This window comes from Phycisphaerae bacterium, from assembly GCA_035384605.1.
Lineage (GTDB): Bacteria > Planctomycetota > Phycisphaerae > UBA1845 > PWPN01 > JAUCQB01.
In genome coordinates this window covers 60631-78261 of sequence record DAOOIV010000008.1, presented here as the reverse complement: position 1 = coordinate 78261, position 17631 = coordinate 60631, and the positions used below count along the sequence as shown (strand labels likewise).

Annotated in this window: 15 protein-coding genes and 1 pseudogene; 4 read left to right on the top strand and 12 right to left on the bottom strand. The window is 62.5% G+C overall.

Annotated features, from left to right (window positions below; all coding sequences use genetic code 11):
• The 11 genes and pseudogenes from PLL20_04015 to PLL20_03965 form a co-directional block, all read right to left on the bottom strand.
• The gene (locus PLL20_04015; protein HPD29135.1) at nt 1-1683 is read right to left on the bottom strand and encodes a glycoside hydrolase family 9 protein; all 1683 of its coding nucleotides are present in this window, start codon (nt 1681-1683) and stop codon (nt 1-3) included.
• Nucleotides 1684-1687: 4 nt separating this feature from the next.
• Nucleotides 1688-2635 carry a histone deacetylase gene (locus PLL20_04010; protein ID HPD29134.1) on the bottom strand — a complete coding sequence of 316 codons (948 nt, stop codon included), beginning with the start codon at nt 2633-2635 and terminating at the stop codon, nt 1688-1690.
• Nucleotides 2636-2680: 45 nt separating this feature from the next.
• Complete coding sequence (locus tag PLL20_04005; protein ID HPD29133.1) at nt 2681-3550, bottom strand: hypothetical protein; 870 nt, start codon at nt 3548-3550, stop codon at nt 2681-2683.
• Between the two features lie 11 nt (nt 3551-3561).
• Complete coding sequence (locus PLL20_04000) at nt 3562-4470, bottom strand: ABC transporter ATP-binding protein (GenBank protein HPD29132.1); 909 nt, start codon at nt 4468-4470, stop codon at nt 3562-3564.
• Nucleotides 4467-5408 carry an ABC transporter permease gene (locus PLL20_03995; protein HPD29131.1) on the bottom strand — a complete coding sequence of 314 codons (942 nt, stop codon included), beginning with the start codon at nt 5406-5408 and terminating at the stop codon, nt 4467-4469. The genes PLL20_04000 and PLL20_03995 overlap by 4 nt, the downstream gene beginning before the upstream one ends.
• Nucleotides 5409-5652: 244 nt before the next feature.
• A complete protein-coding gene (locus PLL20_03990; GenBank protein ID HPD29130.1) occupies nt 5653-7383 on the bottom strand; it encodes an OmpA family protein in 1731 nt (576 codons plus the stop codon).
• A 134-nt stretch (nt 7384-7517) separates the two neighbouring features.
• On the bottom strand, nt 7518-8327 hold the full coding sequence (locus PLL20_03985) for a vWA domain-containing protein (GenBank protein ID HPD29129.1): 810 nt from the start codon (nt 8325-8327) through the stop codon (nt 7518-7520).
• 112 nt (nt 8328-8439) lie between these two features.
• Nucleotides 8440-8847, bottom strand: a complete 408-nt coding sequence (locus PLL20_03980) for a hypothetical protein (GenBank protein HPD29128.1) — start codon at nt 8845-8847, stop codon at nt 8440-8442.
• 17 nt (nt 8848-8864) lie between these two features.
• Complete coding sequence (locus PLL20_03975; GenBank protein HPD29127.1) at nt 8865-10676, bottom strand: AAA family ATPase; 1812 nt, start codon at nt 10674-10676, stop codon at nt 8865-8867.
• Nucleotides 10673-11049 (bottom strand): annotated as a pseudogene (locus PLL20_03970) (four helix bundle protein). Before PLL20_03970 ends, PLL20_03975 begins: the two are co-directional and overlap by 4 nt.
• A complete protein-coding gene (locus tag PLL20_03965) occupies nt 11049-11804 on the bottom strand; it encodes a PspA/IM30 family protein (protein HPD29126.1) in 756 nt (251 codons plus the stop codon). The pseudogene PLL20_03970 and the gene PLL20_03965 overlap by 1 nt, the downstream one beginning before the upstream one ends.
• Before the next feature lie 415 nt (nt 11805-12219).
• On the opposite strand from PLL20_03965, the gene PLL20_03960 reads away from it, so the two are divergent.
• Nucleotides 12220-13257 (top strand): hypothetical protein, encoded by a 1038-nt coding sequence (locus PLL20_03960; protein HPD29125.1) that lies wholly within the window; start codon nt 12220-12222, stop codon nt 13255-13257.
• 177 nt (nt 13258-13434) lie between these two features.
• Here PLL20_03960 and PLL20_03955 read toward each other — a convergent pair whose 3' ends face one another.
• Nucleotides 13435-13893: a PilZ domain-containing protein gene (locus PLL20_03955; GenBank protein HPD29124.1), complete on the bottom strand. Its 459-nt coding sequence runs from the start codon at nt 13891-13893 to the stop codon at nt 13435-13437.
• Between the two features lie 290 nt (nt 13894-14183).
• Between PLL20_03955 and PLL20_03950 the strand changes: the two genes are divergently transcribed.
• From PLL20_03950 to PLL20_03940, 3 genes are read left to right on the top strand one after another with little or no spacing between them, the layout of a single operon-like run.
• On the top strand, nt 14184-15215 hold the full coding sequence (locus PLL20_03950) for an SUMF1/EgtB/PvdO family nonheme iron enzyme (GenBank protein HPD29123.1): 1032 nt from the start codon (nt 14184-14186) through the stop codon (nt 15213-15215).
• An 8-nt stretch (nt 15216-15223) separates the two neighbouring features.
• Nucleotides 15224-16117, top strand: a complete 894-nt coding sequence (locus PLL20_03945) for a hypothetical protein (protein ID HPD29122.1) — start codon at nt 15224-15226, stop codon at nt 16115-16117.
• Complete coding sequence (locus PLL20_03940; GenBank protein ID HPD29121.1) at nt 16081-17598, top strand: hypothetical protein; 1518 nt, start codon at nt 16081-16083, stop codon at nt 17596-17598. Before PLL20_03945 ends, PLL20_03940 begins: the two co-directional genes overlap by 37 nt.
• The last annotated feature ends 33 nt before the right edge of the window (nt 17599-17631 follow it).

The window sequence follows — 17631 nt, the reverse complement described above, 5'->3', positions numbered from 1 at the left end:
TCACCAAACCTTCAGAAGCAGAAGCAGCGAGACGGTCCCGTCGATGATCGGCTCGTTGGTACTGAAGTCCTCATAGCAGTCATGGTAAACGCCGATCTCGGACTGGAACCGTGCGTAGAGGTCGTTTCCAAAAGGCTCGAACTTCAGACTGTCGTTGATGTCCTTGTAGACGGGTCCATCGACCAGCCCGCCAACGGGCAGAATACCGGCCATGCTATGGAAGCGGTGGTGCGGACGTCGCACCGGGTTCCCGTCTTGGGGGACCCCGATCACCATCGAGACGCCCCACGGGTTGCGGCCGAAGATCCAGTCGCGGGCCTCAGCCGCCAGCGTGCGGTAGGTGCGGTCACCGGTCATCTTCTCATAGAGCACGGCCTGGGTAGCCAGGGCGATCACGTCGTTGGTCGAACACCAGACCAGCGGAGTACCCAGGCGGTAAGGGTTGCGCTCGGCGATCCGGCGCACCGCTTCCAGGCCGACTCGATAATGATCGGCGAGCATCTTCTTCGTCTCCTCATCCACGTACGGATAGAGCCGCCAGTGGGCGAGGTTGACGTAAGGGAAGAACTCATAGTGGCCGTGGCGGGTTTTGCCCATCCACGGGTTTGGCCCGGCCTGTCCTGCGTACTGAACCGCCTGCTTGAGGTACTGGGGATCTTTGGTGGCGACGTACAGTTCGGTCGCGGCCCACTCCAGGTCGTCGTGGTAGGTACTCTCGCCGTAGTAGTGTGGAGCTCGGACCGGCACGGACATGGCGTTGCCGGGGCGTCGGCGGGCCAGGTCGTACATGGATTGGGCCGTCTTGAGATTGCCGGCCAATGTCATCGCTGCCGAAGCCCTGCCGGCCAGGTTGGCCATCCCTGAAGAGTTGTTTTTGTACTTCGGCCCTTCCGGTCGACCGGTGGCCCGCCAGGCGGCTCGCGGACCACCCTTGCCCCACCCGTAGTCGGACTGGTCGTCGTGCCACAATGTAGCCGGCGGCATGTGGTCTCGGTCATCACCAATCTGAACATAAATCGTGTCGGGATCGGGCTGGAGCTTGCCGACGAGGACCGCCCCATAGCGGGCCTCTTCCTCCGCGCCGGCCAGAAACAGGGCCGCGACGCAATAGGTCGTTGTAATCATGTGCTTGAGCCGGTCGGCTGCGTCGTGCCAGCCGCCGACGAGGTCGACTTTGCGGCCGTCCGTGGTGTCGATGGCGTCCTGCTGATGACATTTCTTACCGGTGACCGGATTGTCGCCGCAGCGCTGAAGGCGCATGAAACCGAGCAGCTTGTCCGGCACATCGGCATAGGCGTCGTGGCCAACGGTGAAGGGCAGCGACGCGGTGTCGCCGAATCGCACCTTGTAGCGGCCGCTCTTGGCCAGTGGGGTGAAGTCCAATCGGTAGTTGTGACGAAACGGTCCCCACGCGCCTTGGTCCTCGCCGATCGGGGCCGTGAAATTGCCGACCGAGAAAGTACCCGTCTGCGGCACATCGCATGAGAGGACGGCGATTTTCGGATCGTCGGGCAGATAGCCGATTTGGTTGACCCGGATCCAGATGCCGGTTTCAGCTTCGCCCGCCCGCGACTCGGGCGGCCGCGAGACCATCGGATCGTTCGCGGCAGCCAGTACCCCGCGGGCCAACAGGAAGAGTGCCGCAAACAGAAGACTGTCAGCTCCTGGATTCCGCATCGGCATCGGTCTACTCATCCATCATAGCCGTGATGTGCTCGATCACGCATCGCCCCAGTCGCGTAAGATCGTACCCGCCCTCGAGCACGCTGACCAGCCGACCGCGGGAGTGTCGCCTGGCGATCTCCACAACCGCCTCGGTCATCCATCCGTATGACGACGGCTCCAGATCGAGGGAGGCGATGCGCTCGCCTCGCGTCGCGTCGAAGCCTGCGCTGACCAGGACAAATTCGGGCTCGTATTCGTCGAGTCTGGGAAAGATCCGGGTGTCGAAGGCCTCGTGGAACTCGCGGTCGCCGCTGCCGGGCTTCATGGGGACGTTGAGGGTGAAACCTTGGCCGGGCCCGCGCCCCATTTCGTGTTCGTAACCCGTTCCGGGGAACAGCGATTGCGGCATCTGGTGAACACTGATGTAGAACACGTCGCGGCGCTCCTCGAAGGCATGCTGGATACCATTGCCGTGATGAACGTCCCAATCGACGATCGCGATCCGTTTGAGGCCGTGGCGGCGAACCAGGTACTCAGCGGCGATGGCAACATTGTTGAACAGGCAGTAGCCCATGGCCAGGTCGCGTTCGGCATGGTGTCCGGGCGGTCGAACCGCGCAAAACGACCGCGGGACCTCGCCGGACATGGCAGCGTCGCAGGCGGCCAACACCCCTCCGACGGCCAGGAGGGCGGCGTCATAGCTTTCCGGGCAGATTTTTGTCTCAGACGAACCGATGAAGCTGAAACCCTGTTCGCAGGCCATTCTCACCAGCTCGACGTAGGCGGGCTCGTGGATCCAGCTCACGATGTCAGTCGGCGCCGGCTGGAACGGCAGGTGCCGCATCCGGCCCAGAAGTCCAGCCGCCGTCAGGTCAGAAACGATGACCTCCAGGCGAACCGCCCGCTCCGGATGCGTCTCACCCGTTTGATGGCGATGGAAGAACCGGTCATAGACCCAGCCGACGGTCATGCAAGCAGCTTATCCCCGATACCGCGTTCTGCAAAACCGGACGAATCATTGTTGTCTGATCTCCTCGCGCGGCAGGAGTTGAGGGGCGGTTTCGTCGACGGTGATCAACCCGGTTGCGAATTGCAGATCGTTCATGGTTCGCTCGGTTTCGAGCATGCTGGCGGCGACCTGGTCGACCTGGCCGGAAATGAAATCAGGTTCCTGCCGATTGACGGCCAGTTCGCTCAGCGAGCGGATTTTGTTTTCGAGCCGGTCGATTTCCAGTTGGATCAGTTCGTAGTTGGAGCGAGCCTTTTGATAGTTGCTCAGGCGGTTCCGGCAGGTTTCGAGATTGTCCTCGATGGTTCGGATGAACTTCTGTCGCTGCGCCTCGTCTTTCAGCCTGGATACCTTCTGCAATCGAGCCTGGAGGCTATCGATGTCCTGCTGAATCTGAGCCTCGCTGGTTTTCTGGAAGAACCGCTCAAGGGAGTATTGCGTGAACAGAAGGCGAAGGTAGATCCACAGCAGGCGGTCCAGGCCGGCCAGTTGCGATTGCTCCAATATCGACGCGGAGCCCGTGTGTCCGGGGTACTTGATGGCCAGGGCGATCTGTCGCAGTTCGAGGCAACGGGCTCGAAGGGCCTCATATCGTTCCAGGGATTTTTCGGGAAGGGCCGCGATGATCGACTTCATCATCCGTTCGACGTCGGCCGTGCCTTGCTGACGGAGAGCGGCGTTTTGCCGGGCATCGACATAAGCCTGGAACTTTGGATGCGTTCCCAGCATGCCCAGGTAGCCGACCTCAACGGCCAGCACCAGCGGCACCCAGACGTCGGCCCGGCCGCTCAGCAGCGCAAAGCCCATTGCGCCGGCCAGCAGCAGCAGGTTCCAGCGGTTGAGGAACGCCGTTTTGAGGTACTTGACGAAATACACCGGACCGACCTCTAGTCTCGCCCTTCCTCCAGTTCGCTGATCAGGTCACGAATATAGGCGACCGTTTCCTGGAACTTCGGCTCCCGCTGCATCTGCTTGGAGGGGCGGTCAGCGGGCTGGACCACCAGTTCCCGCAGGATGGTACCCGGCGAGTTGCTCATGATGTAGACGCGGTCTCCGAGATACACGGCCTCTTCGATCGAGTGCGTTACGAACAGCACCGTAGCCTGCACTTCCTTCCACAGCGCGACCAGCAGATCCTGCATGTTCATGCGCGTCTGCGGATCGAGGGCCCCGAACGGCTCATCCATCAGGATGATGCGGGGCTTGAGTATCAGCGTGCGGGCGATGGCCACGCGTTGGCGCATGCCGCCGGACAGCTCGTGCGGATACTTGTCCGCGTCCGTCTTGACGTTCAAACCGACGCGCTCGATCCAGTGTCTGCCCAGTTCGTCGCGCTCCTTGCGAGGCCTGTGCTGACATTCCAGGCCGAAGGTGACGTTCTCGAGCACGGTGCGGTGATCGAAGCTCGTGTAGTCCTGGAAGACCATTCCGCGGTCGGCTCCGGGGCCCGTCACCGGCCTGCCGAGGACGAGCACGCGGCCCTCGGTGGGCGGATGCTGCGGCTCGAGGCCGGCGACCAGCCGGAGGATCGTGCTCTTACCGCAGCCGCTGGGCCCCAGGACGCAGACGAACTCGCCTTTGTCGGGCAGGTCTTCAATCACGAAGTTGACGTCGCGGATGGCCGTGTAGCTGTTGGCCCGACCCGCGTTGTAGGTTTTGGTCACGCCGGAGAACTGGACGACGGGCGGCCGGGCAAGCTGCTCAGGCTTGCGGATCTCGGGCAACACCTCGCCGATACCCACCGGCTCGGCGGGTTTGCCGGGACCGGCAGCGGTTGTATTGTCGGTCTCGGTCATGGCTTCTTATCCGGAGTCGAGGCCGGCTCGCGGGCACTGATCGCGGCCTGGGCAACCGACCTGCGGAATATGTTTATGAAATCCTCATACACGTGCAACACTAACCGCAGACCACGATTGAGAATCCCGTGACTGCCGTAGCGGTGCGGGAACAGCTCCCGCTGAATCCAAAACAGCACGCGGTCGATGGCCATCGCGACCAGCGGGATGATCATCAGCACCAGGAGAATATGTTCTTTCTGGCCCCGCTTCTGGGAGGTCATGATGATGTCGCCCAACCCGCCGGATTCGTCGCCGAACTTGACCAGCTCGGCCAGCATGATGTATCCGAAGGCCAGGCCGAAGAGCAGCCGCAGCGAGTTGAAGATACCCGGCATGGCCAGGGGGACGAGTACCTTGAGGATGACCTGACGCCGACGGGCGCCCAGGGTGTAGGCGGTGTCAATGTACCGGCGGTCCACGTCGACAACGGCTTGAGCCGAATCGGAGACGATGAACGCCACGCAGGCGATGAAGATGAACATGATCTTCTGCTGTTCGCCGATTCCGAAGAGCGAGAAGGTCAGGGGGATCAGGGCGGCGACAGGGATGTTGCGGCCGAAGATCGACAACGGCGACAGGAAGGCGTGGAACCAAGAGAAACATCCGCCCAGGATGCCCAGCGGCACGCCCATGAGGGTGGCCAGGCCGAACCCCAGAGCCACCCGCCGCAGACTGGCCCAGGTGTTTCGGGTCAACGCGCGATCGAACCAGAGGCTGGGAAAGGTGGCGAACGTTTCCGCCGGGCTGGGCAGCACGGTCGGTCCGAGGAGTCGCTGCTCCGGCTCGCCGCGCGTCGCCAGCCACCACAAACCGAGAACCATGACAACGCAGGCGATGCCGCAGAGACCGGCCTGCCAGGGCGGGATCTCGCGGCGAAGGACGAACAGTTTGCGCAAGGGACAGGATCGCTCACAGCTGGTTGCCGTGGATGCAGCGGGAGCGGGGGGCTGGTGGGCGCTTGGGGGCGCAACCTGTGCCGGTTGATCCGTCATGCCTGCTGCCGTCCTCCATCCGAAAAGGCAGTGTCCCTCACCGCTTGTTGCCAGGCGGCAGGGGACACGGTGATCATCGCACAATCACCGGCTCGCGAACAGACCCCACATGGGCGAGGGCTGCCGATCGTGGGCCCCGAAGAGGGGGTCACTGTCTTTCTGCCGGGTAGACCTTGACCTCCACGCGGCGGTTCTTGGCATGGTTGTCCGGGTCGTTCGGGTCGGCCGGCTTGTCCCAACCCACGCCCTCGACCGCAAACTGGTTGGGGTCAAGCTTGTACTTATTAACCAGGGCCTCCTTAACCGCGTTTGCCCGGTTGAGCGACAGCTCTTTCACAAGGCTCGGGGTCACCTGCCCGCGCATGGAGGCGTCGGTGTGTCCCTGGATGATAATGCGGGCGGCCCCGAACTGGCCGACCAGCTTGGCGATGTCCTCGAGCACGAAATCGACCTGGGGATCGTAGAGCTGCTCGACGTCCTTGCCGTCGATTTTCTTGGTCACCTTTTTGTGCAAGTCCCAACTGTTGGGGAAGAAGTGAATGAAGACCGTGTTGGTCAGGATGGGGTCCTCGGCCTTGATCTCGCCAGCGCTGGCGGGGGTGAACTGGATCCGGTACTCGTCTTTCTGGGAGGCGTACTTGGGCTCTTTGCCGAGCTTCTCGATGATCGAGAAGTCCATGACCTGGTCGAACGAAACCGGCTGGTGGGTGATGGAGCCGATGCGGCGGTAGAGGTTGTAGGCCTGCCGCCAGACTCGCTCAAAGTTGGCGGGGTTGTTCTGGTTGACGAAGAACTGATAATTCTCCGCCCAGTTGGTGCTGTGGGCATCTCCCAGCATGCCCAGCGCGTCGCCGGCCGGGATGTTGTATCCGGCGGCCATCAACTCGGCCACTTTCTTGCGGTTCGTCTCCTCCTTGAGATCGACCATCGCGTCGAAGATCCCGCGAACAAGGCTTTCCATGATCCCCGGGTTGTCCTGGGCGAAGTCGGCCCGGGCGAACCACACATCGGCGATCAGCTTGTTGGCGGTCGCGGTGGTCACCAGCATGCGGTTTCCCTTGACCTTCTCGAGGTTGTAGATGTCCGGGGCCCATGAGACGGCGCCGGCGATGTCTTTCTGGGCGTTGAACGCGGCCGCCGCCTGGAACGCGTCCTCGGTGTAGATCATGTTCACCTCGGAAGGCTGCACGCCGCCGGACACCAGCATATTCAGGGCGAAGTACTGAGAGGGCGAATTCTGGGCCAGCACCAGCTTCTTGCCACGAAGGTCGGATACGGTCTTGATGTAGTCGCGGACGACGATTCCGTCGCCGCCGTTGGACCAGTCGACCTGCTGGTAGATTCGGGGCATGACGCGGCTGTCGCGCGGCTTGCCGGTGACATCAACGAAGCCTTCCATGAACAGCGGGACCATGTCGAGCGTGGCCCATCCGATGTGGACGTCGCCGGCGGCGTAGGCGTCTCGCATGGCCACGGGGTTGTCGATCAGCACCAGTTCGACCTTGAAGTCCTTGCCGTCCGGCGTCTTCCAGACCTTTCCCGGCCTGAAGCCGTTGTTGGCGTAGATGATCGGCGCCCAGCCGGCCCAGACGTTCAAGGCGAATCGGACGGTGTTGTCGGTCATCGGCTTATAAGCCGAGGTCCCCTTGACCTGGGGCAGGCGCTCGACCGGCTTGAAGGTGTACTCTTTGACCGTGGTGACGCCCGTCGGGTTGCTGGCATCCTCGACCTGCTCGCCGCCCGGCAACAAAGCCACATCCGTGCCGGGCGTTTTTTCCCTGGGAGCAAACAAGTCGCTGCGATAGATCGCGAAGGCCACCAGGCCGACGATGATGATGCCCAGCACCGCGTAGAACGGTCCTTTAGGTTGTCCTGCCATGGTTCTACCTCCCATCTGGGTTTTTTTGCCGGCTCACCGCTGATGATGAGCCGGCGGTTCCCATGCGTCATTGTCTCGCTTTGCGGCGCCAGCATCTCCGCCGCCAGGTTCGCGGTCAATAGCTGCCGGTCGGCCTACTCCTTTTCCGCAGGCGCCTCGGCCAGAATCCGTTTCTCATAAATGTCCGTCAGCCGGGCCCGGAGTTGTGCTCCGTCGGCGGCTTCGGTCGTATGTCCGTTCACCTCGCTGAGAAAGCCGAACTTAGTCGCCGAGGTGTCAAAGGCGATGAAGTGCATCTCCACCTCGCCCTGGGTCTGGGCATGTAGTTGCCTTGCGACGCGGTCGGGCGGGCGGCCGGCGGTGTTCTCGCCATCCGTGATGCATATGAGATACTTGCGCACGCAGCCGGACTGGTAGAGGGCCTTGAAACCCTCCTCGATCGCCTCGCCGATCGCCGTTCCTCCGCCGGGCTGGGGAATCGTCTGCAGAGCCTGTTGCGTCCCGGCCAGGTCGAATCGTCCCATCCGCAGGACCGAGGAAGGCGAACTGCTGAAGTTGAAAAGGGCCATCTCGAGGACGCGGTCCGTGTGGGTTTTCTCCCACTGGCCCGTGTAGTCGACGATTTCCTTCAAGGCGTCGCGAGCGATGAGATACTTGGGCCGTCGGACGCCCTGATGGTCGACAACCTCCTCCTTCATACTGCCGGATGTGTCGACGAGGATGGCGACGGCGGTGCATAACCGCTGATCGGCCTGCGGCAGGGGAATCAGATGAGTGGCGACCTCAGCGGTCATCGGAGCCGGCGATCGGTGCGGCGAGGTCGGAGGTGGGGAGCGGTCGCAGCCGTACAGCAACAGCTCCAGGCTCAGAACGAACAAGCCTGCCTGCCAGCCGCCGCATGCAAGTCGTTTCGTTACCGGATTGTTGCCTGTCACGGTCTTCATGGGGCGGCTTCCTTTCAGAACAGGTTTTGACCGACCGAATAAACCTGCGTGCCGGTTTAGCCGGCCGGCTCCAGCGGGGCAATGATAAATCCGCCGCTTTTTTTGAATCGACCTAGCCCTGGAACGTCGCCTGAGGCCGGTGTTCCTGCATCGAATGCAGCATCTGCATCAGGTCATATGCGGTCAGTTCGCACAGCAGTCGGGTGATTTTCTCATGCAGCGCGTCGCTGAGCTGCGGCTCGATCTCCTTCATCAATCGGACGAGCCGCTTTTCCTGGGCCGCAAGCTCGGACTCCTCGATCCTGCCGTCGGCAACGGCCTCCATGAAGGAGGTCAGCTTGCGGGCGTACTGATCGATAAGCGGCTTGTGAGAGTTCGCATCGAGCCAGCTCGACGACCTGGACCTTGCCGCCCCGGCCGTCGGGGTGCGGGGCTTACGCTTTTTCGGGCTGCTCTTGGCGGCTCCTTTCTTCGCCGGCCGGGCCTTCTTCCTCTTGACCATCGCTTTCTTCTTGGCCATACGTGTCTCCTTTGTGCTCAATCCTCCAGAAGGCTTCGAATCGCCATCATGCGTTCCTGGAGTTTCACCCGTCCGTTGGGCTCGGTCACCTTCGCGCGCCAATCCGGCGGCAGGAACTCCAACTCCGTGCATTCGAGCACCGCCGCCAGCTCCTGCAGTTCCTTCTCGAGGCCCTGCGCGGAGGGAATGAAGGCATCGATTGCCTGCTGAATGTCCTCTGCCAGCGGTTGGTCGCGGCCCGCACACGCCGATCGTCGTGCGGCGGCCAGGACGATGCTCTCGATATCCGCCCCGCTCAGTCGCCGATCGGCATTCACCAGCGGGACGAACTCGGGCGACAGGGAGATTCCGTTCTTCCGGGCCATCGCCAGGAACATCTCGCGGATTTCGGCTTCGCTCTGCGGGTAAAACATCGGAATGTGAACCTCGGCGCGGCCCTGTCGCTTCAAGTCGATGGGCAGCAGGTCCGGCCGGCAGGTGAGCAGCATCCACAGAATCCGACCGCGGTATCGCGTATCGCCCATCTGGCCGGCGATCATCGAGAACACGCGGCTGGACGTTCCCGAATCACCCTCGGCCGAGCGGCTGCCGAGCGCGGCATCGGCCTCATCGATGATCACCACCACGGGCCCCAGGGACCGCAGCACGGTCAGCACCTGTTCGAGGTTGCCCTCGGTTTCCCCCACGTACTTCGACCGGAAGTTCCGCAGCTTGAGGCAGGGAATGCCGATCGTGCCCGCATAGCATTCGGCCAGAAAAGTCTTGCCCGTGCCCACCGCCCCGCAGAGCAGATAGCCCATCGGAGCGGACTCGAATCGTCCGCGGGTGATCAGTTCGGCATCGTTCTCCAGCCGTTTGCGAGCGACCGCCTGGCCGACGACCAGATCCAGCTTGTGTTTGGGTTCGACAAACTCGACAAGACCTTGACACTGTCGCTCGATCATGGCCTTCTTGAGATTGCGGAATCTGGCGGGGTCGATGCCCTCTGCGGTGTACCGCGACTGCGAGAGCACGGTGTTGAGGCTTACCAGACTCAGCCCGCTGGACTGGTCCGCCAGCATCTTCGCGGTGAAGTTTTTTGAGGGGGAGATCCTCTCCGTTTCGCACACCCACGACGCGAATGACTCGCGAGCGCTCGCGTCAGGGAGGGGGATTTCGATCGTGGCCACGTGCGGGTTGCGGACCAGCCGATCATTGATCTCGGTGAGTTTGTCCGCGACGAGGCAGAAGGCCAGGTTCAGTCGTTTGATGTAGGGGTTCTGGGCCCATCCGAGCAGCCTGACCAGGTTGGTTCCTTGGGTGCGGGCCAGTCCGGCCACTTCTCCCGCCGGAACCAGATACTGGGCGTATTCCAGGATGATGCTGATGCTCTTGCGCCTGGCCGCGTCCGGCTCGACGATGTTGCGCTCGATGAGCTTGTCGAGCAGCAGAAGCACGTTATCGGGGTCGCGCGGCCAGGAACCGGCTTCGCCCAACCGGGCACTCAGATACTGCACCATGGATTGCAGGCGTTGCGGGTCGCTGCCGGCCAACGGCCGCAGACCTCGGCCCAGGTCGTATTGCAGCACAATGTCCCACGTGCCAAAAACCTGGGTTGCGAGGAATTGGGACAGATTGACGTATCCTTCGCCATCGCGCGTCGGGCAGCGCACGAGGTCGTGGACGTTCCCATGGAGGACGAACAGGCAGGTTGTGCCCGAAAAATACAGGTCGGCCAACTGCTTTGCCCAATCAGGATACCAGGCCGGGAGCGATGAGCGATGAGTGATGAGTGATGAGTCATGCATGATGGGTGATGGGTCAGGAGTGGGTGAACCGGTCTGAGTCATGCCGAATGCCGCCTTCGCTCGACGGAAGATCGAAGCCCTCCAACCAGGCGTCCCACTTCCTGGGCCCTGCCCATCAACAGCCTGAACGTCGCCTCATCGATGTAGTCGGCGTCTCTCGTCACGTAGAGGAGAGATCGCACCTCGGCGCAGGAGCCCTTCGCAACCGACAAAAACTGATGGAATTCTCCCGATCGCCCCCTCTCAAACCCCTCCGCGATATTGGACATGATCGAGACGGCCGCGTTCCTCATCTGGTCCCTCAAGCCAAAATCGCGGGCAAGGGCACGGTGTCCGGTCAGCTTATAGATGTCGGCCGCGAACGAGTCTTCTGCCACGCGATGAAATCCTCAAACCGCTCAATCCTGCCACTCATCACTCATTACTCATTGCTTGTTTTTCTTTTGCCGGTCCGAGTTCCTTGGCGGCCTCGGCCACCCCGGTCGTCTCGGGGGTGACGAGTCCCATCTGAACCTCGAAGTCACGGAGAGCCTGATCGGCCAGGGCTTTCTCCATGGCCTGTTCGCGTCGAACGTCCTCGACGCCCTGGCTGGAGAGGTCGGCGGCCACGCGGGTCTTGGCCCGGTTCAGGCTGATCTTGTCCTGAATGACCTGTTCGATCTGCCCGAAATCGGTGGTCACGTCGAAATCAAAGGATTGGGCCAGTTTGGCCATCTCGGCCTCGGCCCGGCTCATCTTCAACTCGGCGTCGTAGCGGGCGATCTTTTCCCGGACTTTGGCCAGCTTGTTGCCGGCATGCTTGATCTTGGTCAGGTTGTTGTTGTAGGCCTCTTCGTGCAGCTTGAGCTGTTGTTCGTTTTCCGCGAGTTCCTGTTTGGCCTTCTGCAACTCGAGGGCAAAGCGTGCCGCGGTCTCACGATCGCCCGCCTGGAGATAAGCCCTAACCTTGGCCTCCAAGCTGGACACATGAGACTTGTCGCTGGCGACCTGGCGGGTGACTCTCTCCACCAAGGCGCGGTACTGCTCCAGCCCTTCACGTCCTTCCTTCAACTGGTTGACGGCCACGTCGTACTCGTACTGCATCTGGGCGATGGGGTCGGCGGTCCAGAAGAAATTGGCCAGCTTGTTCAGTTGTGCCTTGAGGGTATGCCATAGTTTGCCAATGATCATTTCACACCTCGCGTCTTTCGGCCGGAACGGACGGGTACGGTCCGGACTCGGTGGCGTTTTCTTGTCCGCCGAACGGGCAGAACCCTGCGCACCGGTCTGGTGTGGTCGTGTATATCGGGCCGTGGTAGTGCTGTCAATTATACGTTCGGCACATTGTTATAAGGCTTGCGGGAGGAGATTATTACCCGGATGCACCATGGTATTTCGTCCAGGCTCAGGTTCCGAGGCGGTTTTCGCCGTGCAGTTGCTAAGGGGGGGTGAGGGGCCGGGCCGATGTATCGTAAGATCCTGAGGGACCGGCGGGCCGGTTCCGTATCGCCAGGCTTTGGGATTTATCGGGTTAAGAGGCACGGGGGGCGCATGTGACGGCCGGGCTCCGCCACCCGGTTGCCGGGTGTGACCCCAACGGTGATGAATGGCCGTTTCCACTGACACACTTGCGGGAGCATGGGCAGCCAAGGCCCAAGTGTTGGCGGAATGGACCGCGGCCCACATGGTGAACCGCACGGACCAGTGGGCCCAGTACCTGCCGCCGGAGCAGCGCAGCTACAGCCGTATTGTCCGTATTGCCCCTCCCAAGCAGTTGCGCGGGCAGGCCTGCCTGACCACCGACCTGCTGGCCCGTCATTACGTGGGAGACAACGTCGGGCATCTGATTGGCTTGCACGCCAAGGGCGTGGACAACAGTGCGCGCTGGATCAGCATCGATCTGGGGCAGCACGACCCATCGGCGATGGCCACCCCGGCCGCCAATCTGAAGGCGGCCCTGGCCTGGTATGACACGCTCAAGGAACAGGGCTTTCATCCGATTCTTGAGGATTCAAGCGGGCGAGGTGATTACCACTTGTGGGTTATCTTCGGCGACAAGGTAGACGCGGGTACCGCCTGGGTGTTCGCCCGCACGCTGGTCAGCAACTACGCGGATCTGTCGTTGCCGGTTCCTCCGAAAGTGTATCCCCGGCGTGCGCAGGTTGAATCCGCGAGTTTCAAGGATTGGGTCCGATTGCCGGGTCGGCACCACAGCCACAACCACTGGAGCAGGATCTGGGACGGCGGCAGATGGCTCGAGGGGGCCGATGCGGCGAACGCGATTCTGCAAACAAGGATAGACCCGGGCCATTTTTCTTTGCGATCCGCGGTTCCGCCGCCACAGGTGACGCCGCCGGATATCACGGCCGCCAGCGTCGAGGAACAGGTGACGGAGGTTTTCCAGTTACCGCCCGTTTCCGCATCTTTGTCAGGCTGGTCCGGGCAGGATGAGGCGGCCGTCGCGGCGACCCCAACGCAGGCTGAGCCTGACGGGGCGAGCGCATCGATGCCGCCGGTTCCGGGGGCCGGCTCGCCCGAGGATGACTTGATCATGATTATCAGGGCGTGGCCCAGTCTGCCTCCCGTCGTCAAGTCGGGTATTGTCGCCATGGTTCGCAGCGCCCAGACACACCGTGGGTCCTAGCCGGCACTGCCTTTTCCAGTATCGCGCGATACCGATGTCCAGACGGATGCGGCGCCGGCCAGATACGCCCGCGCGGCGGGCAGGTTTGCAGCGAACCCGAATGTCGGAACGACCCTGCGGCGGCAGGACCAGTGGGCCGGCAATGCGGGAGTCGGGCTGGATCGAAGTCCGAGGTGATCAGGATTCATCGCCGCCGACGGCTTCGTCGATGCACTCGCGGAAATCTTCCGCGTCGATGGGGCGGTCGAATGCCATGGCGATTTCATGCAGTTTGCCGGAGATGTGGCGGCAGCCCACGACTCGACCCGACACTTCAATAGGTTGATCGGTTGCCGAAATGAGGACGACGGTGCAGCGCGTTTCGGGGTAGACGTAGGCCTCGTGAAGAAACGCGATCCCGCCCTGGCTGAGGTTACGAGGCCGAACGTGACAAGTCACCGGTTGCTCGTCGAAGGCGTCGAAGATGACCTCGAGGCCTTGATCGACGCGGTGCCTGTGCCGCTCGTACCGGCGGCGTTCGGCAACGGACAGGGGTGTTGATCGTTGATCGAGACGATCAAGGTGATCGAGAAACAAGTTCTTGTCGTCCCGTGTGCCGGATCGCTTCGGCGCATCGTCGGCGGCCTTACCGCTCATGGTGGTTTTGTCCTCGGGTATCGGCGAGGTTTTCCCGGCTCGTTTCGTATCGACCCGCAGGCAGGGTGACTTGTGTGAACGGCCTGCCGTTGTCCGATAAATCCGCCTCACTCCCGTCGTCCGCATGGTCATAGCTGATGTACCGCGATTGTCACAGCCAAGTCTCAAGCATCGTCGGGCCAGGACCGAATAGCAGATACAGGAAGCGCCACACTCCGGTAATGCGGCGTCGCATCCGGAGCCGACGCGCAGCGGCCGATCCGCCGGCCGACGTATGAAAGAGTATCTTCATGGCGTTCAATTTCTGGACCCGAAGCAAGACCACCTCTCGCGGCGGCGTTGCAGAAGAGCCGGCACCGCCGGTCGGAGTCATCCCCAGGCCGGACGACTACGATCCCGCCCCGCAGAACGTATTTGAAGACGATCCCCTCCTGGCCATGTTCCAACAGGAACGGTTCAATCTCATCTTTCAGCAGAAGGCCAAGTGGGAATCGCACCGCGATTGGTCCGAGGTCGTGCAACAGGCCACCAAGTACCTTGATCGGCAAATGGCCATCGTCCCGGAGGGCCGCGCCTCCCTGCTGCGAACGCTCACCGAGGTTCCCGACGCCGAGGTGCTCGACTTCAGCGTTCCCTCCTTCCTGATCGACATTCACGCGGTCACCAACGCCCGTTACCAGCTTTTCGTTGATGCCGGCGGATATGACGATCTCTCGTTGTGGCCGGAGGCGGTTTGGACCCATCTCATCCAGTTCCGCGACCAGACCGGGCGTCCTGGTCCGCGGTACTGGCGTGACGGTCGTCACGACCAGCGGCTGGCGAGTCATCCGGTGGTCGGCATCTGCTGGTACGAGGCCGCGGCGTTCGCCAAGTGGATCGGGCAGCGGCTGCCCACCGAGCCGGAGTGGCAACTGGCTGCGAGCTGGCGGATCGTCAGCGACACCGACGTGCTCTACCGCTTTCCGTGGGGCGACGCGATGGACCGGCGCAAATGCAACATCTGGGCTTCGCAGGTAGGGACGACGGTACCGGTGGACGAGTATGATCAGGGGGCGGCGCCCAACAACGTCCTGCAACTGATCGGGAACGTTTGGGAGTGGGTCGAAACCGATCTGGACATTGTCACCGAGGAGGGGGTGCAGGTCGTCGGCGAGATGACCATGAAGGCGGCTCGCGGCGGGGCGTTCGACACGTATTTCGAGTCTCAGTGCACCGCCCTGTTCCGCAGCGGATTCAACGCCCTGACGCGAGCCCACAATCTGGGCTTTCGATGCGCGTTGAGCCTGGCGGACGCCTGCTGGCTCGGTCAGAGCACGGAGTGAAAGACGGCATGTATGACGAACACGGCTATCGCTGCAACGTGTGCCTGATCTGCGATCATAAGAACGCGCCCAGCGCGGTGATCTGCAGCCAGTGCGGGGCTCCCATGGCCCTGATCGAGGATGCGCGACAGCAGAACCGCAAGCCGGCCATCATCACCCTGCTCGGCGAGGCCAACGTCGGCAAGACCGTCTACCTCGGGTTCCTGCTCGACCTGCTGAGCAAGCGGGCGGGAGGTTTCGAGGCCATCCCCAAGGGAGCCTACTCGGTCAACCTGCAGCAGACGGTCATCGGGTGCCTGAACAGCCGACGGTTCCCGCCCAAGACGCCTCTGGAGGTTGAACACTGGAAATGGGCGTACTATCAGGTCCGGCACCGGCTGAAACGGTCCGACGAGTGGTTCGATGTGCTGCTGCCGGACATGGCCGGCGAAGCCCTGTCGCAGGAAGTTGAGTCGCCCAAGACGTACGCAGCCATCAGCGGACTTCTGGCCAAGAGCGCGGGGGCCATGGTGCTCATCGACGCCGCCGTTGCCGCATCCGGGTCGCCCTACCCGGACTACTTCGCCTACAAGCTCATCAGCTACGTGGACCAGCGGTTTGCCACCCACCGGAAAGAGCGGGTCCGAAACCCCATCGCCATCGTGCTGTGCAAGGCCGATACGTGCCCCGAATGCTTTGACAACCCCAGAGAGTTCGCCGAAACCAATCTCGTCCGACTGTGGAACCTCTGCGACAGCCGCTTCGAAAACGTGGAATTCTTCGCCGCCAGCGTGGTCGGCTCGCTCGGATACGCCCACGATGAGGACGGCAACGTGGTGCAGGTCCCGCTCCATGCGGCACCACGCGGCGTCCTGGAGCCGTTCGAATGGATCTCCCAGCGGATGAAAGCCGTCCAGTTGTGAGGCCGGCCAAAGCCGAACCCACTACGGCCGACAGGGTTGTCTGCGAACAAGCGGTCTACACCTGCCTGTGCAACGCGGCCGGACAAGGATACCGCATCATCGCCGCCAGCGGCGGACTGTCGCCCCGGGATTGCGGGGAAATCACGCGCTATACGCCCGCGATGGGAGGATTGTGCGCCGATACGCCGGAGGCCACCGGCGTGTCGTTCTTCCCGATCAGCGACGGGAGATTCGCGGTGCTGTATACGTGTCACGCGGGAAAGGAGCCGACGGGGCGGGGCGGGAGAAGAACGTATACGCGCATCTTCGTGGTCCGGGGTGACGATCTGAGACGGTTCCGCAACAACCCCTTTGCCTTGGTGCGAGCGGCCGAGGCCGAGGGCGGAACGACAGTGGATCTAACCGCCGAGGTCAAGCTGCCACCACTGCTCTTGTCGCCGGAACGAGGACTGGCCACCCCCGCTTTCGAGTTTGCGGGCGCGGCGGTCCCGGGAAGGTGGATTGCCGCCGCCACCGACCGGCTTCTGTCGGGTAACGCAGTGGCTTTCTCGGCGGGAGTCGAAGGGACAGCCCTCGCCGAACTCATTCTGCTTACGATCCCGGCCCCGATCAGGCCGGAGATCTCTTTTTCCGTCGGGGTGACCTTCACCGTTTCGCGACCCCACAGACTGGTGATACTGGCGAATGTGGTGGCGGGGACGCGGGAACGCATCGCCGGAACCGAATACGTGTTCCTCGATGCCTCCGGCGACCCGGAATCGGCTCCTGCCGTCAATCATCCGTGGGCCCGCGCGGTCGATCGGTTTATCGAGGCCGGCCGGACCAGCGCCCTGATCGGCATGCTCGCCGATCGTTTCGGCGAGAAGGACGTGAAGGCTCTTGAACGAATCGGCGAACTGTGTCTGGCCCTCGACAGCGCCGCGTCGAACAGCCTGGAGAACCTGATTGATATTGCCATGCCTTACGTCGGGCTCAGCATGGATCTGCCGTTGGAACGTGAATTGGCCCGGCAGGTGGTTCGACTGGTCAGGCACCGATTCTCGTCGCTCATCTCCCACGCCGACTGCGGGCAATTGTCGAACGTTTGGAGGCGCATGCTGGGAGCCGAACCGCGGGCGCCTGAAGCGGCCCGGCTGGTCGAGGAGAGCGCGGCTCTGGCGGTGACGCGCATGAGCTGTCTTGACCCGGTTCAGGCCATGCGGATGGTGCTGGAACATGGGTTGACGCTCTCGGCGCACCGCACTGCCACCGATCTTGAATACGCCCGCCGGACCGTGATGGCCTGCGTTGCCGCCTGGATCCCGCAGGCAAGTGAGGCGGAACTGACCGATGCCGTCGGCGTGCTGGAGGACTGGCGTCTCCGGCATCCCGAAGACCCTGCGGCCACGCAGAACCTCGAGCAACTCCGTCTTCGCATGAGTGAGACGGCTCAAGCGGCGGATAGCGATGAGCCGGCCGAAGTCGGAGTCGCGGCGGAGTAATGCGCTCGCATCCGGGGGCAATCGGCCCGTGGC

What these genes read in the sequence shown, in the direction of transcription:
- PLL20_03990 (HPD29130.1), bottom strand. Translation starts at nt 7,383, where the DNA reads ATGGCAGGACAACCTAAAGGACCGTTCTACGCGGTGCTGGGCATCATC.
- PLL20_03975 (HPD29127.1), bottom strand. Translation starts at nt 10,676, where the DNA reads ATGACTCAGACCGGTTCACCCACTCCTGACCCATCACCCATCATGCAT.
- PLL20_03945 (HPD29122.1), top strand. Translation starts at nt 15,224, where the DNA reads ATGTATGACGAACACGGCTATCGCTGCAACGTGTGCCTGATCTGCGAT.
- PLL20_03980 (HPD29128.1), bottom strand. Translation starts at nt 8,847, where the DNA reads ATGGCCAAGAAGAAAGCGATGGTCAAGAGGAAGAAGGCCCGGCCGGCG.
- PLL20_03985 (HPD29129.1), bottom strand. Translation starts at nt 8,327, where the DNA reads ATGAAGACCGTGACAGGCAACAATCCGGTAACGAAACGACTTGCATGC.
- PLL20_03955 (HPD29124.1), bottom strand. Translation starts at nt 13,893, where the DNA reads ATGAGCGGTAAGGCCGCCGACGATGCGCCGAAGCGATCCGGCACACGG.
- PLL20_03950 (HPD29123.1), top strand. Translation starts at nt 14,184, where the DNA reads ATGGCGTTCAATTTCTGGACCCGAAGCAAGACCACCTCTCGCGGCGGC.
- PLL20_04010 (HPD29134.1), bottom strand. Translation starts at nt 2,635, where the DNA reads ATGACCGTCGGCTGGGTCTATGACCGGTTCTTCCATCGCCATCAAACG.
- PLL20_04015 (HPD29135.1), bottom strand. Translation starts at nt 1,683, where the DNA reads ATGCCGATGCGGAATCCAGGAGCTGACAGTCTTCTGTTTGCGGCACTC.
- PLL20_04000 (HPD29132.1), bottom strand. Translation starts at nt 4,470, where the DNA reads ATGACCGAGACCGACAATACAACCGCTGCCGGTCCCGGCAAACCCGCC.
- PLL20_03960 (HPD29125.1), top strand. Translation starts at nt 12,220, where the DNA reads ATGGCCGTTTCCACTGACACACTTGCGGGAGCATGGGCAGCCAAGGCC.
- PLL20_03965 (HPD29126.1), bottom strand. Translation starts at nt 11,804, where the DNA reads ATGATCATTGGCAAACTATGGCATACCCTCAAGGCACAACTGAACAAG.
- PLL20_03940 (HPD29121.1), top strand. Translation starts at nt 16,081, where the DNA reads ATGGATCTCCCAGCGGATGAAAGCCGTCCAGTTGTGAGGCCGGCCAAA.